Raw genomic sequence first — 26,768 nt, 5'->3', positions numbered from 1 at the left:
ATACAATAGAGTCTGTAATTGTATGAAGAGAGTGTTATGGATCAAAGTACTACACAAATTTATAAACGGTTAATTTCTTACGTCGGTGCATATAAGAGTGTAGCCTTCGTCGCTATTATAGGAATGATTGGCTATTCAGGAATGGACGCGCTATTTATTCAATTAATGAAACCATTTATTGATGAAGGTTTGAACCAACGAAACAGCGATGTATTAAAGTATGCTCCATTTGTTGTTATTGCACTGGTGATTGGGCGTGGTATTTTTAATTTTATGTCATCGTATTGTTTAAGCTATGTAGGTTCACAAGTTGTACGATCTTTACGCCAAGAGTTATTTGAGCACATATTGCATTTGCCCGTTTCTTTTCATGACAAAAACTCTACGGGCGATTTAATTTCAAAAATCACTTTTGACACAGAGCAAGTTCAACAAGCAATAACTAAAGCGCTACTTATTGTTGTACGTGAAGGGGCCTTTGTCGTCTTTTTACTTGGTGTAATGTTTTATACCAGTTGGAAGCTCTCACTTATATTTCTAGTCATCATCCCTCTCGTCGCTATTATTGTAGCGGTTGTATCGAAACGTTTTCGCCATATTTCTAAAAGTATCCAATCAGCTATGGGGCAGGTTACACGTAGCTCTGAACAAATGCTTAGCGGACATAAAGTAATTCACGGGTTTGGTGGACAAGAGCAAGAAATAAATAAATTTTCTAAAATTAATAATCATAACCGTCAGCAGCGCATTAAAATGGATGCGACAAAAGCCTTAAGTGTATCTATTATTCAAATACTCGCCGCAAGTGCTATGGCTGTTATTTTATGGGTGGTATCGATGCCTTCTATGATTGATACTATAAGCTCTGGGGATTTTGTTGTTTTGATATCATCAATGATGATGTTGCTGCGCCCACTTAAACAATTGGCTAATGTTAATAGCGATATGCAACGTGGCATTTCTGCATCTCAAAGTATATTTTTAATACTTGATGAAAATGTAGAGAAAGATAATGGCACAGTCGCTGTTGATAAAGTGAAAGGGTTAATTGAAGTTAAAAATGTAACCTTTAAGTACCCAACTAAAGATGAAGCCGTATTAAACGATTTGTCGCTAACGATTAAAGCGGGTGAAAGTATTGCCTTAGTAGGGCGCTCAGGCTCGGGTAAATCAACTATTTCTAATTTATTACCACGTTACTATGATTTAGATCTGCCGAGTGAAATATTACTTGATGGCATAGCCCTGAAGGATTATAAATTAACAGATTTGCGTCGCCAATTTGCTTTGGTTTCTCAGCAAGTCGTGTTATTTAACGATACGATTGCCAACAATATTTGTTATGGCATAAAGCATGATGTAACTAATGACGAATTAGTACAAGTAGCAAAACAAGCGCATGTTTGGGAGTTTGTTAAAGATCTTCCAGAACAATTAAACACCATGGTAGGTGAAAATGGCGTAATGCTTTCTGGTGGTCAACGCCAGCGAATAGCTATAGCGCGTGCAATATTAAAAGATGCACCTATTTTGATTTTAGATGAAGCAACATCAGCACTTGATACAGAGTCTGAAAAGCTTATTCAGCAAGCGTTAGAAACGCTAATGAAAGACAAAACCTCAATTGTTATTGCGCATCGCTTATCTACTATTGAAAACAGTGATCGAATTTATGTTATTGATAACGGTCGTGTAATAGAAAGTGGCGATCACAATAGCTTATTAGCAAATGACGGTACGTATTCAGCCCTTTGCAAAATGCAGTTTGGTGATCAGGCGTGAGCAAAATAGAACAAAGTTGGTATAAACCATTTGGTCTAATTACTTTATTGTTATTACCATTGAGTGCTCTGTTTTGGATTGTATCGACATTTCGAAAATGCTTGTACAGCGCTAAAATAATTAAAGCGTTTGAGTGTAAAACGCCTGTTATTGTAGTCGGCAATATAAGTGTAGGCGGCAATGGTAAAACCCCTTTTGTTTTGTGGTTGTATGAGTATTTGACCGGGCAAGGTTTATCAGTGGGTATTATTAGTAGAGGCTACGGTGGGCAATCAGATAATTACCCGCTGTTAGTCACTTCAGTTGTTAACGCCCAACAGGCTGGAGATGAGCCTGTACTTTTATACCACCGTTTAAAATGCCCAATAGCGGTTGGTCCTAATAGACAACACAATATCGATTTATTAGAAAATAACTATACGCTAGATGTCATTATTTCTGATGATGGAATGCAGCATTATAAAATGCCACGTAGCATTGAGTGTTGTATTGTTGATAGTGAACGCCGTTTTGGTAATGGCTTTGTTATGCCTGCAGGGCCACTTCGCGAAACAACTAAACGCTTACAAAATGTGGATATAGTAATTGAAAATGGTGGTGAGGCTAATAATAGCTACACGCTAAAAGTAAGTAACTTACGATTAGTTAATTCAAGTGATGATGTAAAACACACAGTGACTCATGCACATGCAATAAGTGCAATTGGTAATCCTAAACGGTTTGAAAACTCACTTGAAGCACAAGGCATTACGTTATTATCGACTCATCATTTTAAAGATCATTATGCTTATACAGCCGATGATTTTGTCCAGTTTGGCGATGATTGCATTATAATGACCGAAAAAGACGCCGTTAAATGTCAGTCCTTTGCCAAACCTAATTGGTATTATTTACCAGTAGATGCACAACCTACCGATAGCGTTATAAATAAACTAAATTCATTATTAAAAGAAAAAGGAATACTCAATGGCCTTTGATACAAAACTACTCGAGATAATTGCTTGCCCAGTAGGCAAGGGTAAATTACGTTTTGATAGAGAAAATAACGAACTAATTAGCACGGCAGCTAAACTTGCTTATCCTGTAAAAGATGATATTCCAGTATTACTTGAAAATGAAGCGCGTGAGTTATCTTTAGAAGAGGTTGAAAAGTGGAATTCGTAGTTGTTATACCTGCGCGTTTTGCATCAACCCGACTACCAGGAAAACCACTTGCCGATATATGCGGTAAGCCAATGGTTCAACATGTTTACGAAAAAGCATGTTTATCAGGGGCTAGCAAAGTTATTGTAGCAACCGATCATCAAAAAGTATTTGATGCAGTAAGTTTATTTACTAGCGACGTAGTAATGACTCGCGAAGATCACCAGTCTGGCACTGAACGGTTAGCAGAAGTAGTTGATTTACTTGAACTTGATAACGATACAATTGTGGTTAACGTACAAGGCGATGAGCCATTACTTGCACCAGAAAACGTATCTCAAGTTGCTGCACTATTAAGTGATTCAACAGCACCAATGGCAACGTTAAGTGTTGCTATTGAAGAGCGTGATGAAGTATTTAATCCTAATGCCGTTAAAGTGGTGAGTGATATAAATAAAAATGCCCTGTATTTCTCTCGTGCAAGTATACCGTTTGATAGAAATACAATGATGGATGATAGCACGGCTCTTAATTTATCACCGTTCCAACGCCATGTAGGTATTTATGCGTACAGAGCGGGTTTTATTAAACAATATATAGAACTGAGTGTATCACCACTTGAATTGCTTGAATCGCTTGAGCAGTTACGTGTCTTGTATCATGGTTATAAAATCAAAATAGAACAAGCTCAAATAGCTCCCCATGCAGGTGTCGATACGCCCGATGACTTAGCTAAAGTGATAGCGTATATTAAAAGTAAAAACGTGTGAGTGAGCAAGTAAGTAAGATATTAAACGTTGTTTATACACATAACGATTTTTATATTTTAGAAAAGCCAGCAGGTCTTAATTTTCATTCAGAAGAGGGGCCTGGTTTTGTTGTGTTAGCCGAACAACAATTATCGCAAAAGCTTTATGCCGTTCATCGTTTAGATAAAGTGACATCAGGGCTTATTATTTTAGCAAGAAACAAAGCCTCTGCAGCCGCCTTTACTGTTATGTTTACTGAGCATGCGATTAATAAATTTTATTTAGCGATTAGTGATGCTAAACCTAAAAAGAAGCAAGGGTGGATAAAAGGCGATATGGCTAAATCTCGCCGTGGCTCATTTAAGTTACTAACGAGTACACTTAACCCTGCAATCACCCGATTCTATTCTCTGAGTTATAAGCCAGGATTTAGAGGGTATATTTTAAAGCCTTATTCAGGAAAGACGCATCAATTAAGAGTGGCACTAAAAAGTGTGGGCGCAGCTATTTTTGGCGATGCAATGTATTCAGGCACGCCTTCTAATCGTACCTATTTACATGCATATGCGTTAAGCTTTTTATGGCAAGGTGAACAAATACAGCTAACTTTATTACCCGATAGTGGTGATGAGTATTTGGCGTTAATTAAACATCAAGATTTTCAAGCATGGCAATCGCCATGGCAACTGGATTGGTAAATGAGCGAAAAAGTTACAGATATACGTTTTGGCGGGATCAAACGTCTATATGGTCATCAACAGTTTGATTGGCTTCAAGAAGCACACTTTTGTGTAGTAGGTATTGGTGGTGTAGGAAGCTGGGCGGCTGAAGCGCTCGCGCGTACTGGTGTTGGTAAAATAACATTGATTGATTTGGATGATATTTGCGCCACTAACGTAAATAGGCAAATTCATGCGTTAACGGGCACTATTGGTCAAGCTAAAGTCGATGCAATGAAAGCGCGCTGCGAGCTTATTAACCCAGAATGCCAAATTAGTGTAATAGATGATTTTATTACACTTGATAATATTCAAGAACATATTCAAGGTTTTGATTATGTGATTGATTGTATTGATGCAGTTAAAGAAAAGGCGGCATTAATAGCGCATTGTAAACGTAATAAACTCCCTATAATTACAACCGGTGGTGCTGGCGGGCAAACTGATCCTAGCCAAATAACTTTTGGTGATGTAGCTAAAACTACGCAAGACCCATTACTTGCAAAAGTGCGCTATATTTTGCGCAAGCAGTATAATTTTAGTAATAACCCTAAGCGTAAGTTCAATATTGATTGTGTTTACTCAACAGAGCAATTGGTTTACCCAGGAAGCGATGGCAGTGTATGTCATGCTAAGCAAAGTGCTGATGGCTCGATGAATATGGACTGTAATAATGGTTTTGGATCTGTGACTATGATCACAGGAAGCTTCGGCTTTTTTGTTGCGGCAAAAGCTGTTCGAAAATATTTGGATAAAAAGCAGCGTCTACTTACAACGCTTGATTGTGATAGAGCTTAGAGCACTTTTTGTTGTGCCATGGTTTTTATTTTTTCAATCATGGCTTTAATTCCATTGCCACGAGAAGGGCTTAAGTGACTAATTAAGCCTAATTTTTCAAACTCTTCATACGCATCAATTTTAATTACCTGCTCTGGTGTTAAACCGTTATACAGCGCTAATATTAAGGCTAGTAAGCCTTTTACAATACGTGTATCTGAGTCACCTATAACGACTAAAGAGCTCTCTGTTAAATCAAACTCTACAAACATCCACACTTTACTTTCGCAGCCTGGTACAAGGGCATCATCAATTTTCAGCGATTCTGGTAATATAGGTAATGTTTTACCCAACAGCATTATTTCACGATATTTTTGCTGCCAAGCGGGTGCATTTTTTATAGATTCAGTGACTTTTTTAAACGTATTTGTCATGAGTTATCCTAATTAATTCTATTAAAGTGACGTTTAATCCAATAAAGCGATACATTTTTTAAGCGAATGGATAAATATATCTACATCTTCAAAGGTATTGTAAAAGGTTAAACTAGCTCTAACTGTTCCATTAACGCCTAAATGTGCCATTAAAGGTTGTGTACAATGGTGTCCGCTCCTTACTGCAACCCCATATCCGTCAAGTAAAGTTGCCAAATCGTAAGGATGCTCATTTTTAAAGTTAAAGCAGAGCGTACCAATATTGTCAGTTAGGTTGCTATATATTGTAATACCCTCAATCATTACCAATTTTTTTGCTGCATAATTAAATAATTTTTGCTCGTAGCGCTGAATTTTACCGTGGTCTAATTCATTTAAATAGTCTAATGCAGCACTAAAGCCTAAAACGCCGGAAATATTCGGTGTGCCGGTTTCAAATTTTGCAGGTGCTGGGCGATAAGTACTGTGGGTTAAATATACTTTATCGATCATTTCACCGCCTGATTGATATATATCTAAGGCGTTTAATTCCTCATATCGACCATAAAGTACACCTAAGCCTGTTGGACCAAGCATTTTATGGCTTGAGCAGACATAAAAATCACAGTTTAATTCCCGTAAATCAGGTTTTAAATGCAGTGCACCTTGCGCACCATCGACTAAAACAAGTGAATTCACCTCTTTTGCAGCTACAATTAGTGGCATTAAATCAGTGATATTACCGAGTGTGTTCGATGCTTGTGTAATAGCTAATAAGGCAGGTTCTGTTTCTTTTATAAATTCACAGCATTCTTGTGTGTTTAGTGTGCCGTTTTTATTAAGCGGCAGCGATACTAATTTAGCACCTGTTTGTTGACTCACTATTTGCCAAGGCACTATGTTTGCATGATGCTCAAGTGGAGATATCATTATGGTATGACTTTTATCTAAACGCTTTTTTAAGCCGTTAGCGACCAAGTTTATTGCCTCTGTAGCGCCTTTTGTCCAAACAATCTCGTGGCTGAACACATTAAAATACTGAGCCATTTTATCTCGTGCTTGCTCGTATAAATTAGTAGCTTGTTCGCTGAGCGAGTGACGGCCACGGTGTACATTTGCGTTTTGAGAAGTGTAAAACTCAGTAATTGCATTAATAACTGATTGAGGCTTTTGCGAGGTTGCAGCTGAGTCTAAATAAACAAGCGGGTAGCCGTTTATAGTTTGATTTAAGGTAGGGAAGTCACTTCGAATTTTATTTATGTCAAACTTTAAAACAGTCATTAGCTTCATCAATGTAGTCATTTTAAGGCGAGAATTGTAGACACTTTTTTATTATTCTCAAGTAACAAATAATAAAAAAGGCCGCAAAGCGGCCTTTTAAAATATTCAAACAATACTAAAGCGGATTAGCGCTTATCAGTTGATACGTAGTCACGTGCAGTGTAACCAGTATAAAGCTGACGAGGGCGGCTTATCTTATGACCAGGTTGAGATAACATCTCGTCCCAGTGAGTGATCCAACCAACAGTACGTGCCATTGCAAAAATAACAGTGAACATGCTTGTTGGAATACCAATCGCTTTTAAGATAATACCTGAGTAGAAATCTACGTTAGGGTAAAGTTTCTTCTCTACGAAGTACGGGTCTTCTAGCGCGATTTTCTCAAGTTTCATTGCAATATCAAGCAATGGATCTTGGATATTAAGCTCAGCTAAAACTTCATGACACGTTTGACGCATTACTGTAGCGCGTGGGTCAAAGTTTTTGTAAACACGGTGGCCAAAGCCCATAAGGCGGAACGGGTCAGCTTTATCTTTAGCTTTTGCTACATATTCATCGATACGGTCAACAGAACCGATTTCTTCTAACATGTTTAAACATGCTTCATTAGCGCCGCCGTGAGCAGGGCCCCAAAGAGAAGCAATACCAGCAGCAATACAAGCGTATGGGTTAGCACCAGATGAACCTGCAAGACGTACTGTAGACGTTGATGCATTTTGTTCATGGTCAGCATGAAGCATGAATATTTTATCCATTGCTTTAGCTGTTATAGGGTTAACTTTGTATTCTTCAGCAGGTACAGAGAACATCATATGTAAGAAGTTTTCTGCATAACTTAAATCATTACGTGGGTATACAAACGGTTGGCCGATGTTTGTTTTATAAGCCATTGCAGCAATAGTTGGTAACTTAGCAACTAGCTTAACTGCGCTTGTTTTACGTTGTTCTGCATCAGTAATATCAAGGTCTTCATGATAAAAAGATGATAACGCACCCACTACACCACAAAGCATTGCCATTGGGTGAGCGTCAAAGCGGAAACCTTGGAAAAAGTTAGCAATCTTCTCGTCAAGCATAGTGCTTGTAGTGATTTCATTCTTAAAAACTTCGTATTGCTCTTTAGAAGGTAATTCACCATTTAACAGTAAATAACATAACTCAATGTAGTTTGAGTCGTCAGCTAATTGTTCGATTGGGTAACCGCGGTGAAGTAAAATGCCTTTACCACCATCAATGTAGGTGATTGCAGATTCACAAGAACCAGTCGACATGAAACCTGGGTCATAAGTAAAGTGACCATGTGAACCTAACGTACGGACGTCGATTACATCTTGGCCAGCAGTGCCTTGATAAATTGGAAGTTCGATTGGATCTAGCCCATCAATTTGGACTGTGGCTTTTTTATCTGCCATCGTTATGTATCTCCTATTAAGATATCTATTCTGATTTTTAGATTTTTAAAGTTCTGAAATCTGTTTTAAGCACATCTTCGCATTTTAACGTGAAAGAGGGGTGTAAAGTCAATTTTTATAAACATTATGCATATATGTATAATAAATATTCTGTATTATTTAAATATAATACCATTGGCTAATTCGCAAACATCTATAAATAAACAAGAATTGTAAAAAGCCCTGTGGGTATATATACTAACAGTGGTTTTAAACCGCATTGTATTTGGGTAAACATTTTTTTACAGCTTAACTTTTGCTTAAATGTGAACTTTAACTGTTTTAATACGTTTACTTTGATAGTTCCACCAGTAATATTTGGTGGGTTTTTAGAAAAGCAAGTAGATGAGCTCCACTGCGAGCAAGATGGGCAAGTAACTGTGAAAAAGCAAAGACCTGTAAATCTAGATCTAACAACTATATCTATGCCGGCAACGGCTAAAGCGTCAATATTCCACCGCGTCACCGGTGTTGCATTGTTTTTTGCTTTAACGTTTGTCATTTGGGCTTGGTCTGAGTCTCTCTCTTCAGCTGAAAGTTTTGAATTCGTCAAGGGTCTGTTTAACGGATTCATTGCCAAATTTATAGCTTGGGGCACTGTTTCTGTATTAGGTTATCACCTTATTGGTGGTATCCGTCATATGATTATGGATATGGGACATTGGGAAGAACTTGAATCAGGTAACCTCAGCGCTAAAGTTTCAATGGCTCTTGGTGTTGTGTTTGCCGTATTGGCAGGGGTGTGGATATGGTTTTAAATCAAGCAACTCTTAAACGTGATGGTGTACAAGATTTCGTATCTTTACGTACCACGGCATTAATAATCAGCGCGTATGCGATTTTTATTATCGGCTATTTTTTAGCGACGCCAGAAGTCACTTTCGAAGCCTGGACAGGCCTCTTCTCTAACCTAGCAATGAAAGGGTTTACATTAATTACCCTTGTGTGCGTTATGGTTCATACCCGCATTGGCCTTTGGCAAGTTCTTACAGACTATGTTAAGTGTGCGAAGTTACGTGCTGTTTTAGGTTTTATATTAAACCTAATGGCCGTTGCGTACGTAGCTATTGGTCTAATTGTATTATGGGGTGTTTAAGTGAAATATTCTGTTCGTGAATTTGACGCCGTAGTAATTGGTGCAGGTGGTGCAGGTATGCGTGCCGCTCTAGCAATTACTGAATCTGGCAAAACGTGTGCATTAATTTCTAAAGTATTTCCAACACGCTCACACACTGTATCTGCACAAGGTGGTATTACAGTAGCGCTTGGTAATTCACACGAAGACAACTGGGAATGGCATATGTACGATACCGTTAAAGGTTCCGATTTTATCGGTGACCAAGACGCAATCGAATACATGTGTCAAACAGGCCCAGAAGCGATTACTGAATTAGAAAACATGGGTCTACCATTTTCTCGTTTTGAAAATGGCCGTGTTTACCAACGTCCTTTCGGTGGTCAATCGAAAAACTTTGGTGGTGAACAAGCCGCGCGTACAGCCGCTGCAGCTGACCGAACTGGTCACGCGCTATTACACCTTCTTTATCAACAAAACGTAAAAAACAAAACAAATGTATTCTCTGAATGGTATGCACTTGATTTAGTTAAAAACGATAATGGTGATGTAGTAGGGTGTACTGCAATTGAGATTGAGACAGGTGAAATTACTTATTTCAAATCTAAAGCTGTAGTGCTTGCCACTGGTGGTGCAGGTCGTATATTTGCATCAACAACGAATGCTCACATTAACACTGGTGACGGTGTTGGTATGGCAACACGTGCTGGTATTTCTATGCAAGACATGGAAATGTGGCAGTTCCACCCAACGGGTATAGCTGGTGCTGGCACGCTAGTTACGGAAGGTTGTCGTGGTGAAGGCGGTTATCTTTTAAATAAAGATGGCGAGCGCTTCATGGAGCGTTATGCACCAAACGCGAAAGACTTAGCGTCTCGTGACGTTGTTGCGCGTTCAATGATGACTGAAATCCGTGAAGGTCGTGGTTGTGATGGTCCTTGGGGTCCTCACCTTAAGTTAAAACTTGACCACTTAGGTGAAGAAACACTTAATTTACGACTTCCAGGCGTATGTGATCTTGCTAAAACATTTGCTCACGTTGATCCTGCTAAAGAGCCAATTCCAGTAATCCCAACGTGTCATTATATGATGGGTGGTGTTCCTACTAACGTAAATGGCCAAGCGCTACAAATCGATGCTCAAGGCAACGAAACAGTAGTTGAAGGTTTATTTGCAGTAGGCGAGATTGCCTGTGTATCTGTACACGGTGCAAACCGCTTAGGCGGTAACTCGTTACTTGATTTAGTTGTATTTGGTCGTGCTGCTGGTAACTTCTTAGGTAAGTACCTTAAAGATGTTGAAGTATCAAAGTCAGCTTCAGAATCAGACTTAGAAGCGTCTCTTGCACGTTATAATCGTTGGGAAAACTCAACGGCTGGTCAAGGTGAAGATCCAGTTCAAATCAAAAAAGACCTACAGCAATGTATGCAGCTTAACTTCTCGGTATTCCGTGAAGGTGATTCAATGGCTGCAGGTCTTCAAGAACTTAAAGAAATTCGTGAACGCCTGCAACATGCTCGTCTTGATGATAAATCATCAGACTTCAATACGCAGCGTATCGAATGTCTTGAACTAGATAACTTAATGGAAACAGCTTACTCAACTGCAGTAGCTGCAAACTTCCGTACAGAAAGCCGTGGCGCACATTCTCGCTTTGACTACCCAGATCGTGATGACGAAAACTGGTTATGTCACTCAGTATTTAATCCTGTAACGGATGAAATGAGCAAGCGTGATGTAAACTATGCGCCTAAAACGCGTGAAGCTTTCCCACCTAAAGCACGTGTTTACTAGGAGATAGACGATGGCACAAGTACAATTTTCAGTTTATCGTTATAATCCAGATATTGACAACGCTCCTCGTATGCAAGAATACACCTTGCAAACAGAGGAAGGTCACGACATGATGGTGTTGGATGCACTTATTCTTTTAAAAGAACAAGATCCTACATTATCTTTCCGTCGTTCATGCCGTGAAGGTGTGTGTGGATCTGATGGTGTTAACATGAATGGTAAAAATGGTTTAGCATGTATTACTCCTTTATCTACGCTACAAAAAAATGGCAAAGGTAAAATCGTAGTACGTCCATTACCTGGTTTACCTGTGGTTCGTGACCTTGTTATTGACATGAGTCAGTTCTACACTCAATACGAAAAAGTAAAACCTTATTTAATTAATGATCAGCCTGCTGCAGGCGAACGTCTTCAAACCATCGAAGAGCGTGATAAATTAGATGGGCTTTATGAGTGTATTTTGTGTGCATGTTGTTCGACATCGTGTCCTTCGTTCTGGTGGAATCCAGACAAGTTCATTGGTCCAGCAGGGCTTCTTCACGCTTACCGTTTCTTGGCTGATAGCCGAGATACAGCAACTGAAGAACGTTTAGCGGATTTAGACGATGCGTTCAGTGTGTTCCGTTGCCACAGTATCATGAACTGTGTTAGCGTTTGTCCTAAGGGTCTTAACCCGACCAAAGCAATTGGGCAAATCAAATCTATGTTATTAAACCGAGCGGTTTGATTACTTAGTAAACGTAAGATGGCTAATACAGATTATTAGCCATCTTGTTATGATAACTATTAATTTCTGCGCTAAAGAAAAGGGCTTATAAATGCACGAAGGTGTGATGAAGGCATGGCTAGAATCTTCACATTTAAACGGCGGTAACGTTGCTTATGTAGAAGAGCTTTATGAAGCGTATTTAGACGATGCGACTTCTGTGCCAGAAGAATGGCGAGAAGTGTTCGAACAATTACCTAAAGTTGATGGTGTGGATGTTGAAGTAAAACATTCAGAAGTTCGAGCGCAGTTTGCACAGCTTGCCAAAAACAAGCATAGAGAAGTAGTGGTAGCAGAGGGTAGTGGCGGTGACCTTAAACAGGTTAAAGTTCTACAACTTATTAATGCTTTCCGTTTTCGTGGACACCAAAATGCAAACCTAGATCCATTAGGTATTTGGGAACGAGAACGTGTACGAGATTTAGAGCTAGATTACCACGACTTATCAGCAGCTGATTTTGACCGCGAATTTAATGTAGGATCGTTTGCCGTTGGCCGCGATACTATGCCTTTAGGTGAACTATACCAAGCACTAAAAACTACATATTGTGGTTCGATTGGCGCCGAGTATATGCACATCACATCGACAGAAGAAAAACGTTGGTTACAACAGCGTTTAGAATCTGTTCAGTCTAGGCCTAAATTCGAAAAAGAAGAAAAGCTGCGTATCCTAAAAGGATTAACGGCAGCTGATGGTCTTGAAAAATATTTAGGGGCTAAGTTCCCAGGTGCTAAGCGTTTCTCACTTGAAGGTGGCGATGCATTAGTTCCAATGTTAAAAGAGCTTATTCACCGCGCTGGTGAAAGCGGCCAACAAGAAGCTGTCATTGGTATGGCTCACCGTGGTCGTTTAAATGTGCTTGTGAACGTACTAGGTAAAAATCCATCAGAGTTGTTTGATGAGTTTGCTGGTAAACACAAAGAAACATTAAGTTCTGGTGATGTTAAATACCACATGGGTTATTCATCTGACTTTGCTACTAAAGGTGGCAATGTTCATATGGCGCTTGCGTTTAACCCGTCTCATCTTGAAATTGTAAATCCAGTAGTTATGGGCTCAGTTCGTGCTCGTTTAGATCGCTTAGGTGACAGCTCTGGTATTAAAGCGCTACCAATCACAATTCATGGTGATTCTGCGGTTACAGGTCAAGGTGTTGTACAAGAAACGTTTAACTTATCACAAACTAACGCGTTTAGTTGTGGTGGTAGTATTCGTATTGTTGTAAATAACCAAGTTGGTTTTACTACATCAAAACAAGACGACGTACGCTCTACTGATTACTGTACTGACATTGCTAAAATGGTTCAGTCACCTATCTTCCACGTTAATTCTGATGACCCTGAAGCAGTTGCATTTGTTACTCAACTTGCACTTGATTTCAGAAACCAGTTTAAGCGTGACGTAGTAATCGATTTAGTGTGTTATCGTCGCCATGGTCACAACGAAGCTGATGAGCCTAATGCTACGCAGCCTTTAATGTACCAAAAAATTAAAAAGCATCCAGTTCCACGTTTAATCTATGCCGATCAACTTATTGCTGAAGGTTCTTTTTCTGAACAAGAAATAAAAGCCTTAGCTGATGAGTATCGTAATGCATTAGATGAAGGAAATTGTGTTGTTTCAGAAATTCAGCCAGAGACATCACATTCTTCAGATTGGGCAAAGTATGTTGGCCATGAATGGGATGTTGATTACGATGCCAGCGTACCTGTTGAAGAGCTTAAGGCACTTGGTGAGAAAATTGCTTCTTACCCTGAGCAATATAAAGCACAGTCACGCGTTAAAAAGATTTACGATGATCGTAAGTTAATGGCTTCTGGTGAGAAACCTCTTGATTGGGGTATGGCAGAAACACTTGCTTATGCAACAATTGCAACTGAAGGTACTGACATTCGTTTGACGGGTCAAGATTCAGGTCGTGGAACATTCTTTCATCGTCATGCTGTTGTTCACAGTCAATCAGATGGTGCTACTTATACACCTCTACAGCACTTAAGTGAAGATCAAGGTACTTTCCAAGTATTCGACTCTGTTTTATCTGAAGAAGCTGTCGTTGCTTTTGAATATGGTTATGCAACAGCTGAGCCTACGTCATTAGTACTTTGGGAAGCGCAATTTGGTGACTTTGCCAACGGTGCACAAGTTGTATTTGACCAATTTTTAAGTTCTGGTGAGCAAAAATGGGGCCGTTTATGTGGTCTGACAATTTTGTTACCACATGGCTATGAAGGTCAAGGTCCAGAGCATAGTTCAGCACGCTTAGAGCGTTTTCTACAACTATGTGCTGATCACAACATGCAAGTATGTGTTCCGTCTACTCCGGCACAAGTTTACGCTATGCTTCGTCGTCAATCAGTTCGACCACTTCGTCGTCCACTGATTGTTATGACGCCTAAGTCGTTACTGCGTCACCCTCTTGCTACTTCATCGCTTGAAGAGCTTTCGCACGGTGTTTTCCATAATATGATCGACGAAGTTGATGATATTAACCCTGAGAAAGTAGAACGCGTTGTATTTTGTAGTGGTAAAGTTTACTACGAGCTATTACAAGAGCGTCGCAAACTTGAACAAGATAATGTTGCTATTGTTCGTGTTGAGCAGTTATATCCGTTCCCACACGACGAAATGCAAACAATTATGGAGCGTTACCAACACGTAACTGATTTTGTATGGTGTCAAGAAGAGCCACAAAACCAAGGTGCATGGTACTGTTCACAACATCACTTTATTGATGCAATCCCACAAGGTGCTAAATTAAAATATGCAGGGCGTAAAGCGTCTGCATCACCAGCGTGTGGTTACATGTCAGTACATACTAAAGAACAACAAGCGCTCGTTGCCGACGCGCTTACTATAGAAAATAAAGGATAAGCAATGAGCACAGAAATTAAAGTTCCTGTTCTTCCTGAGTCGGTTGCAGATGCTACCGTTGCTACATGGCATGTAAGTGTTGGCGACAAAGTAACTCGCGATCAAAACTTAGTAGACATTGAAACAGATAAAGTGGTTTTAGAAGTTGTTGCACAGCATGACGGTGTAATTACAGAAATATCACAAGAAGAAGGTGCAACCGTACTTGGCGATCAAGTTATGGGTTTACTTGGTGATGCTGATGCAGCGCCAGCAAGTGAAGGTTCATCTAAAGAAGAATCAGCACCCGCTAAATCAGAAGACGCGCCAGCGGCGCAATCAGCACCAGCACCAGAAGGTAAAGAAGTGGACATTAAAGTACCTGTACTTCCAGAATCAGTTGCAGACGCAACAATTGCTACATGGCATGTACAACCAGGTGACGCAGTAACACGCGACCAAAACTTGGTAGATATTGAAACAGATAAAGTTGTTCTTGAAGTAGTAGCTCAAGAAGATGGCATCATGGGTGATATCATTCACAACGAAGGCGATACTGTACTAGGCGAGCAAGTAATTGGTTCGGTTAAAGCAGGCGGTGCACCAGCGGCTCCAGCTGCAAAAGCAGACGCAGCGCCAGCAGCAGATTCAAGCGAAAGCTCTGATGTGTTAACACCATCAGTTCGTCGTTTAATTGCTGAGAAAGGCCTAGACGCTTCTAAAATTAACGGCACGGGTAAAAATGGCCGTGTAACTAAAGAAGACGTTGATACATTCTTAAAAGCACCAGCACCAGCGGCTAAAAAAGCAGAAGCTTCAGCTCCTGCAGCACCGATGGGCGACCGCACTCAAAAACGTGTTCCTATGACTCGTTTACGTAAAACGATTGCTACACGCCTTCTTGAAGCTAAAAACTCAACTGCAATGTTAACAACATTCAACGAAGTGAACATGGAACCAATCATGAGCCTTCGTAAGCAGTACCAAGAAGTATTTGAAAAGCGCCATGGTATTCGTTTAGGTTTCATGTCTTTCTACGTGAAAGCGGTAACTGAAGCACTTAAACGCTTCCCTGATGTTAATGCATCAATTGATGGTGACGATATTGTTTACCATAACTATTTTGATATCAGCATTGCAGTATCTACTCCACGTGGACTAGTTACTCCGGTACTTAAAGATTGTGACAAACTATCTGTTGCTGAAATCGAAAAGGGTATTCGTGAATTAGCACTTAAAGGTCGTGATGGTAAGCTAACGCTTGCAGATATGACCGGCGGTAATTTCACTATCACTAATGGTGGCGTATTTGGTTCATTACTATCTACACCTATCATTAACTTGCCACAGTCTTCAATCTTGGGTATGCATAAAATTCAAGACCGTCCAATGGCTGTAAATGGTAAAGTTGAGATACTACCTATGATGTATTTAGCGCTTTCTTATGATCATCGCATCATTGATGGTAAAGAATCTGTTGGTTTCTTAGTAACTATTAAAGAGTTACTTGAAGATCCAACACGCTTATTGCTAGATGTTTAATCTAGTTGTATGAAATGTAAGCTGTGAATGAACATTCACAGCTTTTTTTTTGCGCCTTTGGTCGTACTGGGGTTTTCATGTTAAGCCTTGGGATCTATACTAGGTGCGCAATTTGGGATAGTTGTTTATTTTCAAAAATATTCAGCTCTTTTAGTATAAAAAATTGGATAAAGCATCATGAATTTGCATGAGTATCAGGCAAAACAACTTTTTGCCGAATATGGTTTACCAGTTTCTCAAGGTTTCGCTTGCGATACACCTGAAGAAGCTGCAGCAGCTGCTGAAAAAATCGGCGGTGATATGTGGGTTGTTAAAACTCAGGTTCACGCAGGTGGACGTGGTAAAGCTGGCGGTGTAAAGCTAGTAAAAACTATCGACGAAGTAAAAGCGTTTGCAGCTAACTGGTTGGGTAAAAACCTAGTTACTTACCAAACAGACGAGAAAGGCCAGCCAGTAGCTAAAATTTTAGTTGAAAGCTGTACTGACATTGCTAACGAATTGTACCTAGGTGCAGTAGTTGACCGTGCATCTCGCAAAGTAGTTTTCATGGCGTCTACTGAAGGCGGCGTTGAAATTGAAACTGTTGCAGAAGAAACACCAGAGCTTATCCACAAAGCTGAAATCGACCCGTTAGTAGGTCCTCAAGCTTACCAAGCACGTGAACTAGGCTTCAAATTGGGTCTTAACCCAGTACAAATGAAGCAGTTTGTTAAGATCTTTATGGGTCTTGGTAAAATGTTTACTGATTTTGATTTCGCACTACTTGAAATCAACCCGTTAGTAATTACAGACGAAGGTAACCTTCACTGTCTTGACGGAAAAATCGGTATTGATGGTAATGCACTTTACCGTCAACCTAAAATCCGTGAGTTCCACGATCCATCTCAAGAAGATGCACGTGAAGCACACGCAGCAAGCTTCGAGCTTAACTACGTTGCTCTAGATGGCAATGTTGGTTGTATGGTTAACGGTGCAGGCCTAGCAATGGGTACTATGGACATCGTAAACCTACACGGCGGCAAACCGGCTAACTTCCTAGATGTTGGCGGCGGCGCGACTAAAGAACGTGTTTCTGAAGCATTCAAAATCATTCTTTCTGACGACAATGTTAAAGCTGTTTTAGTTAACATCTTTGGCGGTATCGTTCGTTGTGACATGATTGCTGAAGGCATCATTGGCGCAGTTAAAGAAGTTGGCGTAAACGTACCTGTAGTTGTACGTTTAGAAGGTACTAATGCTGAACTAGGTCGTGAAGTTCTAGCTAAGTCTGACCTTAACATCATCGCTGCTGAATCACTAACAGACGCTGCTGAGAAAGTTGTTGCTGCTGCGGAGGGCAAATAATGTCTGTATTAATCAATAAAGATACAAAAGTTATCTGTCAAGGTTTCACTGGTGGCCAAGGTACTTTCCACTCTGAGCAAGCGCTTGAGTACGGTACACAAATGGTTGGTGGTGTAAGCCCTGGTAAAGGCGGTCAAACGCACCTTGGTCTTCCTGTATTCAACACAGTTCGTGATGCTGTAAAAGAAACTGGCGCAACTGCTTCAGTTATCTATGTACCAGCTCCTTTTTGTAAAGATGCAATTTTAGAAGCTATCGATGCTGGCATCGAGCTGATTGTTTGTATCACTGAAGGTATCCCTACACTTGATATGGTTGACGTTAAAGTTAAACTAGATCAAACAGGTACTCGTATGATCGGTCCTAACTGTCCAGGTGTTATCACTCCTGGTGAGACTAAGATTGGTATCATGCCTGGTCACATCCACAAGCCAGGTAAAGTTGGTATTGTTTCTCGCTCTGGTACTTTAACGTACGAAGCGGTTAAGCAAACTACTGATGCTGGTTTTGGTCAGTCTACGTGTGTTGGTATTGGTGGTGATCCAATTCCAGGTACTAACTTTATCGACGTTTTAGAAATGTTCGAAAAAGATCCACAAACTGAAGCAATCGTAATGATTGGTGAAATTGGTGGTACTGCAGAAGAAGAAGCTGCAGAGTACATCAAAGCTAACGTAACTAAACCTGTAGTATCTTACATTGCTGGTGTTACTGCACCAGAAGGTAAGCGTATGGGTCACGCTGGCGCAATCATCGCAGGCGGTAAAGGTACTGCTGATGAGAAATTTGCTGCATTAGAAGCTGCGGGCGTAAAAACTGTACGTTCACTTGCTGAAATCGGTAAAGCACTTAAAGAGAAAACAGGCTGGTAATTGCTTGTTCCCTCTGAAAAGGCCCGTTTATGCGGGCCTTTTTGTTATTGGGTTAAATTTAGAATGGATAACTAATGTGCTGAAAGAAGCGCACAGACAAATCTTGTCGTTGTTTATTTATAGCAAGCTCTTCACATAAAGCGTGAACCGTTTTTTCTACTTGGTTCATGAAGCGCCCATACCCAATCTCATGCTTATCTTGGTTTGTCGCAACGACAACGAAATGGATGGTTTCTACTAGTTTAGTTTCATCATAAAAATATTTAATCTGACTTTCATTTGATTCAACATCAAAACTTAATTTCTGCAATTCTACATTGCCTTCATTTTTATCTATTTTACTGTTACGGATAATTGGTATTGCACCATTGGCAACCATTGCGCCATGCGTTAGTTTATTAATTTCACATGCGCGTTTAAAGCTATCAGCAAAGTAGTCATAAAACTTTTTAAAATCCTGATCGTTTACCATTGTTTGAAACTGTGTTTTGATTGCACGAGAAATTGGAATAGTAAAAGTCGTGTAAGTCATTTCAGCATAGTGACCCGGTATATTGCATTGCCTCGACTGATAACGAGGGTAGAGGCTTCTTAGCTTATAACCATAACTTTCTCTATTGCCTTTGTCTTTAGCAAACAAATCGTAAGTAAGATGCTGGTGATCGCGAAGTTTAAATTGAGGTTGATTTAGAAATAATTGCTCTTGTAAAAGGGTCAATACTTTTTGTACTTTATTGTGAAACAAAGCTGAATTCGCACGTAAGTCCTCACCGGTGGCTAAAAAAAGTAAACGTATTTTTTTACTTTTCGTGTTTGGTGTGTAATAAAGTTTATGCGCTTCGTGATAGCGAGGATTATAAAAAAACAGCATCTGCTTATCCGTTTCTAACTGGTATGACTCATCATGAAATCGTACAACCGGTAGCTTATCGTTGGCAAGTAAATGTACATTATGAAGCTCATATTCATCACAACATGCAAATAGTTGACGCGCAATGCGCTCGTAGCAACAATCTATAGTGGTAAAACTACTGTAAAACGCTTCACTAGGTGTTATTTCAGCCAATAAATAGTGATTAGCGCGTGCGTTTGTTGGAATATATACGCGGTGTTGATTAAGTGTAGCCATCTTCGGATCCTTATAAAGTAGGTTATTCGATTACTATAATCGGTTTTGATGACTTAAATATTGCGTTAAAACAAATTTTATTCATAAACAATGGAACCTGTGGATTAAAGTTAATCAATATCTAAAATAAACCTTAATCTATTGCTGTATGTTAGTGTATGTTTTTGTAATAATGCATTAGTTTTGTTATTACGTAATATTAGAGGATCACACTCCTATGGCGGAAATTGAGAATCGCCCAAGTAACTTTATTAGAACCCGAATTGATGAAGACTTAGCAAGCGGGAAACATGCTACAACGCATACACGTTTTCCACCTGAACCAAATGGTTTTTTACATATTGGTCATGCAAAATCAATTTGCTTAAATTTTGGTATCGCAAAAGACTACAACGGTTTATGTAACCTACGTTTTGACGATACAAACCCTGAAAAAGAAGACATTAACTACGTAAATTCTATTAAAGAGGATGTACAGTGGTTAGGTTTTAATTGGGATGGCGATATAAAGTATTCTTCTAACTATTTTGATACTTTATATGGTTACGCAGTTGAGCTAATAAATAAAGGCTTAGCGTACGTTTGTTTTTTAACTGCAGACGAAGCGCGACAGTACCGTGGTACATTAAAAGAGCCAGGTAAAAACAGTCCATATAGAGACACGTCAGTTGAAGAAAACCTAGCGTTATTTGAAAAAATGCGTGCTGGTGAATTCAAAGAGGGTGAATGTGTTCTGCGTGCTAAAATTGATATGGCAAGCTCATTTATGGTGCTTCGCGATCCAATTATTTACCGTGTGCGTTTTGCGCACCATCATCAAACAGCTGATAAGTGGTGCATTTACCCTATGTATGACTTCACGCACTGTATTTCTGATGCGCTTGAAGGTATTACACATTCATTATGTACATTAGAGTTTCAAGATAACCGCCGTTTATACGACTGGGTACTTGATAACATCAGTTTAGAATGTCACCCGCAGCAAATTGAGTTCTCACGTTTAAATCTTGAATATACAATTATGTCTAAGCGTAAGCTTAGTGATTTAGTGGTTAATAACCATGTAGAAGGGTGGGACGACCCACGTATGCCTACAATTGCAGGTTTACGTCGTCGTGGCTATACACCAGGTTCAATTCGTGAATTTTGTTTGCGTATTGGTGTAACAAAACAAGAGAATATGGTCGAAATGGGCATGCTTGAAGCGTGTATCCGTGAAGACTTAAACGAAAATGCACCACGTGCAATGGCTGTACTCGATCCTGTTAAAATAGTTATTGAAAACTACGATGCAGACAAGGTTGAAATTTTATCTGTGGCTAATCACCCAAATAAAGAAGAAATGGGTCGTCGTGATGTACCGTTTACGCGTGAAATTTATATCGAACGTGAAGACTTCAAAGAAGAAGCAAATAACAAATTCAAACGTTTAGTACTTGATAAAGAAGTACGCTTACGTGGTGCTTATGTTATTAAAGCGCAGCGTGTTGAAAAAGACGAAAATGGCGAAATCACAACTATCTTCTGTACTTACGACAGCGAAACACTTGGTAAAAACCCAAGTGATGGACGTAAAGTAAAAGGCGTTATTCACTGGGTTTCAGCACCAGAGTCTATCACTGCAGAAGTGCGTTTATACGACCGTTTGTTTAGCGTACCAAACCCAGCAGCTGCTGATGAGTTCGAAACAACACTAAACCCAGAGTCATTGATTGTTTTGCCAAACGCTAAATTAGAGCCATCGCTTGCTGATTCTCAAGCAGAGCAGGGCTTTCAGTTTGAGCGCACGGGTTATTTCTCTCGTGATTCTAAATCAGAGAACGTTGTATTTAACCAAACAGTGGGTCTTCGTGATTCATGGTCTAAAACACAGTAGCTACGTTTAATAATGAGCCTGTATTTATACCGGCTCACTATATACTATCGTAATTTAGACACAAAAAAACCTGCAATTAGCAGGTTTTTTATTGCTTTAAAAAGCGCTATTAGCTGTTTGCGTCGCTAAATTCTTTACACGCTGCTTTATCATTACACTCACCGTATAAATATAAAGAATGGTTTGTAAGTGTTATACCATTTTCTTCAGCAATCTCAAGTTGACGACGTTCAATCATATCATCTTCAAACTCTACCACTTTGCCACATTTCAAACATACTAAATGATCGTGGTGCGTACTTCCAGAGAGTTCAAATACTGATTTTCCACCTTCAAAGTGATGACGGCTTACAATACCTGCATCATCAAATTGGTTAAGTACGCGGTATACAGTCGCAAGACCAATTTCTTCACCTAGATCCAAAAGAATTTTGTAAACATCTTCAGCACTGATGTGTTGGTTATCTGGAGATTGTAAAATCTCTAATATTTTAATACGCGGTAAAGTTACTTTTAAACCGGCTTTTTTAAGTTCCAAGTTATGATCAGTCATTAAATCTGTCTCAATTTTATTTGGTTATACTAGACATCTTGCAAAGATGTACACGACACATTAGCAATAAACAGGATAACGTGCCTAAGCGTTAAGTGCAAAGAACAATTGATTTATATTGCTATTAAAGCTTAAATCGCTAACTGTTTGATAGTTATTTAAACAGCTCGCGATATATGTAGAAAATTAGTCAGCTAATTCACTTAAACACATTTCTTCATACACTTGAGCCGACCATGCTTTAACACGTTGCTCAGTTAGCTCTGGTTGACGGTCTTCATCGATACCCAAGCCTACAAAGTGCTTCTCATCAGCCATGCCTTTAGACGCTTCAAAGTCATAGCTTTCGCTTGGCCAATGGCCCACAACAATAGCGCCACGCTCAGTAACTATATCGTTGATCATGCCCATTGCATCTAAAAAGTACTCTGCGTAATCTTCTTGGTCTCCACAACCAAAAATAGCCACAAGCTTACCTTCGAAGTCCACTTCCTCAAGCTCAGGGAAAAAGTCGTCCCAGTCACATTGCGCTTCGCCGTAGTACCAAGTCGGAATACCGAATAAGATTAAATCAAATTCAGCTATCTCTTCTTTAGAGCTTTTTGCAATATCATGAACAGCCACTAGCTTTTTACCCAATTCTTTTTGGATCATTTTTGCTACGTGTTCTGTGTTACCTGTGTCACTTCCGAAAAAAATGCCTACACTTGCCATGGATTTAAAACCTTTTATGTATCAATAGCCAATCTTTCTTGTAAAATCGTTTCAATCAGCGCACTGCGGCTAATATTTTGTGCATCTGCCATATCACTTAATGCTTGATATAACTGTGATGAAACTTTAAATTCAACACGTTTTAAACCACGTGCTTTATCTCTTTTTATTTGATTACGTTTATTTACCTTTAACTGCATATCCCGTGAAAGGGGATTGGTTTTAGGCCTGCCTGGGCGTTTTTCGTATTCAAATAAATCGAGTGTAGTTCTATCTGTTTCTGACTTCGCCATGCTTAACCTACACCTGCGCCTTGCCAAAATACTTGAATAAGCCCTTTAGCAATAAAGCCTGAACAACCTAAAAAGAGCACTCCCCAGACAATGTATTGTCCGAACTTTGGTACATTACCACTTTTTAGTACGTCTTTAATTGCCATGCCGATGAATATGAAAATACCGGCTAAGCCAAAATACAACCCTAGGGTATCAAATTCGTTAATTAACTGACTGACCATCAACGTATAACCTTTAAATTAAACGGCGCGTACTATAGCATATAAATATTCATATATTTAGTGCGCAGAATCAAAAACACGCGATTAAAATTACTTTAAATCGCAGTTAAAAAGTCATTTATCGCTTTATTAACAGCAAGGGGCTTTTGAGCATGAAGCCAATGACCTGCTCCATGAATAATTTTAGCCTTGGTGTTTTTAAAGCGTGTTGTAATTGCAGTACGATGTTCGGGCAAAATATAGTCAGAATCGTTGCCTTTAATGAAAAGAGTATTGCATAAACAAGAATTGTTTTCATTAACATTGGATGTGATTGTCGAATATTTTTCATTGAGCACATTTAAGTTAAATCGCCACGCAAAACGACCTTCTTCATTTTTAGCGAGGCTTTTAAGTAAAAATTGTCGAACTCCAAGCTCTTCGATAAAAGGCTGCATAATTGCATCAGCTTGTTTTCGATCGTCGATTGATTGTGCTGAAACTGCTTTTAATGCTTGCAGTATTTTTGTGTGGCGAGCGGGGTAACTAACAGGTGCAATATCAAGTACAACCAATTTATTTACCAGCTCAGGATGGGTAAGCGCTAATTCCATTGCCACTTTACCACCCATAGAGTGGCCAACTAAATGGGCCTTGTCTATGTTTAAACGGGCTAATAACTCAACAATATCTTGTGCCATTGCTGGGTAATTCATTTCATCGCTATGAGGTGACAGACCATGGTTACGCAAATCAACGTTTATAACATTAAAGTGTTCACTTAATGGCTTTGCAATAACATTTAAGTTTTCTAATGATCCAAAAAGCCCGTGGATCAAAATAACGTTAGGACCTTGCCCTTGTTGCTTGTAATTTAACTGCATACTAGCCTCCTGAAAATTTGGCCATAGTTTGCCGAGCATTGCTCTAAAAAGCAAAAAATACAGCGACTATTTATTCAATTGGGCTTTTGTTTGTTAAATCAACAACAATCAAGTAAATATTAATATGTTTACGGGAGTGCTTGTTGTAACTCGCATTTCTGATTGGTTTGGGTATAATCACACGGGAGAAAGAAATGTGACCCGTAATGACAGGAATAACATGAAACAAATCGACATAGACGACGAATTATATCAATATATTGCAAGCAATACGCAAAGTATTGGTGAAAGTGCATCCACTATTTTACGTCGTTTATTAAATCTGAGCGGCGAAAAAATTCTAACCGCAAACGTAGAACTAACTCAAAACAATCAAACTGCGACTACGTCCACTGCCACATTAAAAAGCTCAGACCCAACGGCTGCAGAGACTACAAAAAAACAAACACCTGTAGCTCACGCACCTGTGCAGCAAAAAAGTGATAATGTTTTTAATGTACTAAATAAAGAAGAGCTGGCAATGCAAAAGGGCGTTGTTGGACGTTTTTTGTTTATTTTAAGTGCATTTTACCGTACACATAAAACTGACTTTTCGGCCGTATTAGATATAAAAGGCCGCGACCGTGTTTACTTTGCTACCAGCAAAGAAGACTTAGTTAATAGCGGCAGTAGCATGAATCCTAAAAACATAACTGATAGTGAATATTGGGTTATGACGAATTCTAATACAACGCGTAAAAAAATGATGCTTCATGAAGTGGCTCTTTGCCTTGGTTACAGTGCAGAGCAAGCTGAAAAAATTCGCGATTACCTGTAAGGAAATATAATGGCTATTCACTCAGGCGCAGGTAAAACTGCTCCACAATCGGCACTGGTTAATGTTCCAAAATTAGTATCTGCCTATTATTTAAATGAACCAGATCTTGAGCAGAACCCTGAGCATTGCGTTGCTTTTGGTACATCAGGCCACCGTGGGTGTTCTTACGATGTTAAATTTAACGAATCACACATTTTGGCGATTACTCAAGCTATTTGTGATTACAGAAAACAAAATGATATTTTTGGTCCGTTATTTTTAGGTAAAGATACGCACGCATTGAGTGAGGCTGCATTTAATTCAGCTATTGAAGTTTTAGTTGCTAACGAAGTGCAAGTGATAACGCAAGAAAACGGTGACTTTACACCAACACCTGTAATCAGTCATGCCATCGTTAGTCATAACAAGCTACACCCAAATGAGCTTGCAGACGGGATTGTAGTTACACCGTCGCATAACCCTCCTGAAGATGGTGGCTTTAAATACAACCCACCTAATGGCGGACCTGCTGATACCGATGTAACTAAATGGATTGAAGACAGAGCTAATCAACTTTTATTAGAAGATTTAGTTGAAGTTGAGTTATTCCCATTCGCCAAAGCATCGCGTTCTGGCTTTATCCGCTACGAAGATTTAATGACTCCTTATATTGATGATTTAGCAAATATCGTTAATTTAAAAGCAATTAGCGATGCAGGTATTAAAATTGGTATCGATCCACTAGGTGGTTCAGGTATTAATTTTTGGCCTGTTATTGCTAAAAAATATAATTTAGATTTAACCGTAGTTAATGATGTTGTTGATCCACGGTTTGCTTTTATGCCACTTGATAAAGACGGCAAAATTCGTATGGATTGTTCATCACCTTATTCAATGGCGAACCTTATTGCATTAAAAGATGATTTTGATGTGTCTATTGGTAACGACCCTGACTACGATCGCCACGGTATTGTAACGCCAGATGGTTTAATGAATCCAAACCACTTTTTAGCAGTGGCAATCGACTACTTACTTAAACACCGTGATTGGAATGAAGCCGTAGAAATTGGTAAAACATTGGTTTCTAGCTCTATGATCGACAAAGTAGCCGCTCGTAACAGCCGTAAAGTTAAAGAAGTACCCGTAGGCTTTAAATGGTTTGTTGAAGGCTTAAGTAAAGGCAAGCTTGCGTTTGGTGGCGAAGAAAGCGCCGGTGCTGCATTCTTACGTTTTGATGGCTCTGTATGGTGTACAGATAAAGACGGCTTTATTATGGGTCTACTCGCTGCAGAAATACTCGCAGTAACAGGTAAAACGCCATCAGCACTTTATAAAGAATTAGAACAAGAGTTTGGTTCTCCAATTTATAAACGCCTAGATGCACCTGCTACAAGCGGTCAAAAATCACGTTTAAAAGCATTGAGTGCTTCTGATGTTAAAGCAGATACACTTGCTGGCGAGCCTATTTTGCAAAAATTGACTCATGCACCAGGTAACGATGCCACCATTGGTGGTTTAAAAGTGGTCACTGAAAATGGCTGGTTTGCAGCGCGTCCATCGGGTACTGAAGATATTTATAAAATATACCTTGAATCATTTAAAGGTGAAGCGCATTTAGCGTTACTTGAAAAAGAAGCTAAAAAGCTTGTAGATTCAGTTATAAGCTAACTTAATCTAATAATTTTAAAACGGCTGATTTATTCAGCCGTTTTCGTTTATATACCTTGTGTATTTATAAAAATATATACATAAGAGTCTACT

26 protein-coding genes are annotated in these 26,768 nt (G+C 39.3%); 17 read left to right on the top strand and 9 right to left on the bottom strand.

The genetic code is table 11. The features are described from left to right. Positions 1–36: 36 nt before the first annotated feature. Genes msbA through tcdA form a run of 6 tightly spaced genes read left to right on the top strand, consistent with a single transcriptional unit; the run spans position 37 to position 5,191 of the window. Entirely contained in the window at positions 37–1,782 is a 1,746-nt protein-coding gene (msbA, locus tag AOR04_RS09570; protein ID WP_096793191.1) for a lipid A export permease/ATP-binding protein MsbA, read from the top strand. Beyond that, positions 1,779–2,759: a tetraacyldisaccharide 4'-kinase gene (lpxK, locus tag AOR04_RS09565; protein WP_096793190.1), complete on the top strand. Its 981-nt coding sequence runs from the start codon at positions 1,779–1,781 to the stop codon at positions 2,757–2,759. The genes msbA and lpxK overlap by 4 nt, the downstream gene beginning before the upstream one ends. Continuing rightward, positions 2,749–2,946, top strand: coding sequence for a Trm112 family protein (locus tag AOR04_RS09560; RefSeq protein ID WP_007375741.1), 198 nt, complete (start codon positions 2,749–2,751; stop codon positions 2,944–2,946). The genes lpxK and AOR04_RS09560 overlap by 11 nt, the downstream gene beginning before the upstream one ends. After that, entirely contained in the window at positions 2,934–3,695 is a 762-nt protein-coding gene (kdsB, locus tag AOR04_RS09555) for a 3-deoxy-manno-octulosonate cytidylyltransferase (protein ID WP_096793189.1), read from the top strand. Before AOR04_RS09560 ends, kdsB begins: the two co-directional genes overlap by 13 nt. Beyond that, on the top strand, positions 3,692–4,372 hold the full coding sequence (locus AOR04_RS09550) for a TIGR01621 family pseudouridine synthase (protein WP_096793188.1): 681 nt from the start codon (positions 3,692–3,694) through the stop codon (positions 4,370–4,372). The genes kdsB and AOR04_RS09550 overlap by 4 nt, the downstream gene beginning before the upstream one ends. Beyond that, entirely contained in the window at positions 4,373–5,191 is an 819-nt protein-coding gene (gene tcdA, locus AOR04_RS09545) for a tRNA cyclic N6-threonylcarbamoyladenosine(37) synthase TcdA (protein ID WP_096793187.1), read from the top strand. On the opposite strand, the gene AOR04_RS09540 is transcribed toward tcdA, so the two are convergent. From AOR04_RS09540 to AOR04_RS09530, 3 genes are all read right to left on the bottom strand, one after another. Further along, positions 5,188–5,604: a SufE family protein gene (locus AOR04_RS09540; RefSeq protein WP_007375745.1), complete on the bottom strand. Its 417-nt coding sequence runs from the start codon at positions 5,602–5,604 to the stop codon at positions 5,188–5,190. The two genes, tcdA and AOR04_RS09540, sit on opposite strands and share 4 nt — an antisense overlap. A gap of 33 nt (positions 5,605–5,637) precedes the next feature. Further along, positions 5,638–6,864, bottom strand: coding sequence for an aminotransferase class V-fold PLP-dependent enzyme (locus AOR04_RS09535; protein ID WP_096794113.1), 1,227 nt, complete (start codon positions 6,862–6,864; stop codon positions 5,638–5,640). 125 nt (positions 6,865–6,989) lie between these two features. After that, positions 6,990–8,276: a citrate synthase gene (locus tag AOR04_RS09530; protein WP_007375747.1), complete on the bottom strand. Its 1,287-nt coding sequence runs from the start codon at positions 8,274–8,276 to the stop codon at positions 6,990–6,992. A gap of 419 nt (positions 8,277–8,695) precedes the next feature. Here AOR04_RS09530 and sdhC point away from each other — a divergent pair, with 419 nt between their 5' ends. The 8 genes from sdhC (at position 8,696) to sucD (ending at position 18,559) form a co-directional block, all read left to right on the top strand. After that, a complete protein-coding gene (gene sdhC, locus AOR04_RS09525) occupies positions 8,696–9,073 on the top strand; it encodes a succinate dehydrogenase, cytochrome b556 subunit (RefSeq protein ID WP_076914908.1) in 378 nt (125 codons plus the stop codon). Beyond that, complete coding sequence (sdhD, locus tag AOR04_RS09520) at positions 9,064–9,411, top strand: succinate dehydrogenase, hydrophobic membrane anchor protein (RefSeq protein WP_007375749.1); 348 nt, start codon at positions 9,064–9,066, stop codon at positions 9,409–9,411. Before sdhC ends, sdhD begins: the two co-directional genes overlap by 10 nt. Further along, positions 9,412–11,184 carry a succinate dehydrogenase flavoprotein subunit gene (sdhA, locus tag AOR04_RS09515; RefSeq protein WP_096793186.1) on the top strand — a complete coding sequence of 591 codons (1,773 nt, stop codon included), beginning with the start codon at positions 9,412–9,414 and terminating at the stop codon, positions 11,182–11,184. Positions 11,185–11,194: 10 nt separating this feature from the next. Then, positions 11,195–11,911: a succinate dehydrogenase iron-sulfur subunit gene (locus tag AOR04_RS09510; RefSeq protein ID WP_096793185.1), complete on the top strand. Its 717-nt coding sequence runs from the start codon at positions 11,195–11,197 to the stop codon at positions 11,909–11,911. Between the two features lie 91 nt (positions 11,912–12,002). Beyond that, positions 12,003–14,822 carry a 2-oxoglutarate dehydrogenase E1 component gene (gene sucA, locus AOR04_RS09505; RefSeq protein ID WP_033028374.1) on the top strand — a complete coding sequence of 940 codons (2,820 nt, stop codon included), beginning with the start codon at positions 12,003–12,005 and terminating at the stop codon, positions 14,820–14,822. 3 nt (positions 14,823–14,825) lie between these two features. Then, positions 14,826–16,343: a 2-oxoglutarate dehydrogenase complex dihydrolipoyllysine-residue succinyltransferase gene (gene odhB, locus AOR04_RS09500; RefSeq protein WP_007375753.1), complete on the top strand. Its 1,518-nt coding sequence runs from the start codon at positions 14,826–14,828 to the stop codon at positions 16,341–16,343. A 177-nt stretch (positions 16,344–16,520) separates the two neighbouring features. After that, positions 16,521–17,687, top strand: coding sequence for an ADP-forming succinate--CoA ligase subunit beta (sucC, locus tag AOR04_RS09495; protein WP_007375754.1), 1,167 nt, complete (start codon positions 16,521–16,523; stop codon positions 17,685–17,687). Then, the gene (sucD, locus tag AOR04_RS09490) at positions 17,687–18,559 is read left to right on the top strand and encodes a succinate--CoA ligase subunit alpha (protein ID WP_096793184.1); all 873 of its coding nucleotides are present in this window, start codon (positions 17,687–17,689) and stop codon (positions 18,557–18,559) included. Before sucC ends, sucD begins: the two co-directional genes overlap by 1 nt. A gap of 58 nt (positions 18,560–18,617) precedes the next feature. Here the strand turns inward: sucD and AOR04_RS09485 are convergent, their stop codons facing one another. Further along, the gene (locus AOR04_RS09485; RefSeq protein WP_096793183.1) at positions 18,618–19,688 is read right to left on the bottom strand and encodes a DUF3083 family protein; all 1,071 of its coding nucleotides are present in this window, start codon (positions 19,686–19,688) and stop codon (positions 18,618–18,620) included. Between the two features lie 217 nt (positions 19,689–19,905). On the opposite strand from AOR04_RS09485, the gene glnS reads away from it, so the two are divergent. Then, positions 19,906–21,564, top strand: coding sequence for a glutamine--tRNA ligase (gene glnS, locus AOR04_RS09480; RefSeq protein WP_096793182.1), 1,659 nt, complete (start codon positions 19,906–19,908; stop codon positions 21,562–21,564). A gap of 109 nt (positions 21,565–21,673) precedes the next feature. On the opposite strand, the gene fur is transcribed toward glnS, so the two are convergent. From fur to AOR04_RS09455, 5 genes are all read right to left on the bottom strand, one after another. After that, positions 21,674–22,117: a ferric iron uptake transcriptional regulator gene (fur, locus tag AOR04_RS09475; RefSeq protein WP_002962922.1), complete on the bottom strand. Its 444-nt coding sequence runs from the start codon at positions 22,115–22,117 to the stop codon at positions 21,674–21,676. A gap of 186 nt (positions 22,118–22,303) precedes the next feature. Then, positions 22,304–22,831, bottom strand: a complete 528-nt coding sequence (fldA, locus tag AOR04_RS09470) for a flavodoxin FldA (protein WP_007375757.1) — start codon at positions 22,829–22,831, stop codon at positions 22,304–22,306. A 14-nt stretch (positions 22,832–22,845) separates the two neighbouring features. Beyond that, positions 22,846–23,124 carry a LexA regulated protein gene (gene ybfE, locus AOR04_RS09465; protein WP_002962928.1) on the bottom strand — a complete coding sequence of 93 codons (279 nt, stop codon included), beginning with the start codon at positions 23,122–23,124 and terminating at the stop codon, positions 22,846–22,848. Positions 23,125–23,126: 2 nt separating this feature from the next. Continuing rightward, positions 23,127–23,348: a DUF2788 domain-containing protein gene (locus AOR04_RS09460; protein WP_002962930.1), complete on the bottom strand. Its 222-nt coding sequence runs from the start codon at positions 23,346–23,348 to the stop codon at positions 23,127–23,129. A 95-nt stretch (positions 23,349–23,443) separates the two neighbouring features. Further along, complete coding sequence (locus tag AOR04_RS09455; RefSeq protein ID WP_096793181.1) at positions 23,444–24,211, bottom strand: alpha/beta fold hydrolase; 768 nt, start codon at positions 24,209–24,211, stop codon at positions 23,444–23,446. Between the two features lie 220 nt (positions 24,212–24,431). On the opposite strand from AOR04_RS09455, the gene seqA reads away from it, so the two are divergent. Next, positions 24,432–25,028, top strand: a complete 597-nt coding sequence (gene seqA, locus AOR04_RS09450) for a replication initiation negative regulator SeqA (protein WP_096793180.1) — start codon at positions 24,432–24,434, stop codon at positions 25,026–25,028. A 9-nt stretch (positions 25,029–25,037) separates the two neighbouring features. Continuing rightward, positions 25,038–26,675, top strand: coding sequence for a phosphoglucomutase (alpha-D-glucose-1,6-bisphosphate-dependent) (gene pgm / locus AOR04_RS09445; RefSeq protein ID WP_096793179.1), 1,638 nt, complete (start codon positions 25,038–25,040; stop codon positions 26,673–26,675). Positions 26,676–26,768 lie beyond the last annotated feature (93 nt).

It is taken from the genome of Pseudoalteromonas sp. 1_2015MBL_MicDiv, assembly GCF_002407505.1.
Classification (GTDB): domain Bacteria; phylum Pseudomonadota; class Gammaproteobacteria; order Enterobacterales; family Alteromonadaceae; genus Pseudoalteromonas; species Pseudoalteromonas fuliginea.
The sequence above is the reverse complement of the archived record's forward strand: the minus strand, read 5'-3'. Positions and strand labels throughout refer to the sequence as shown.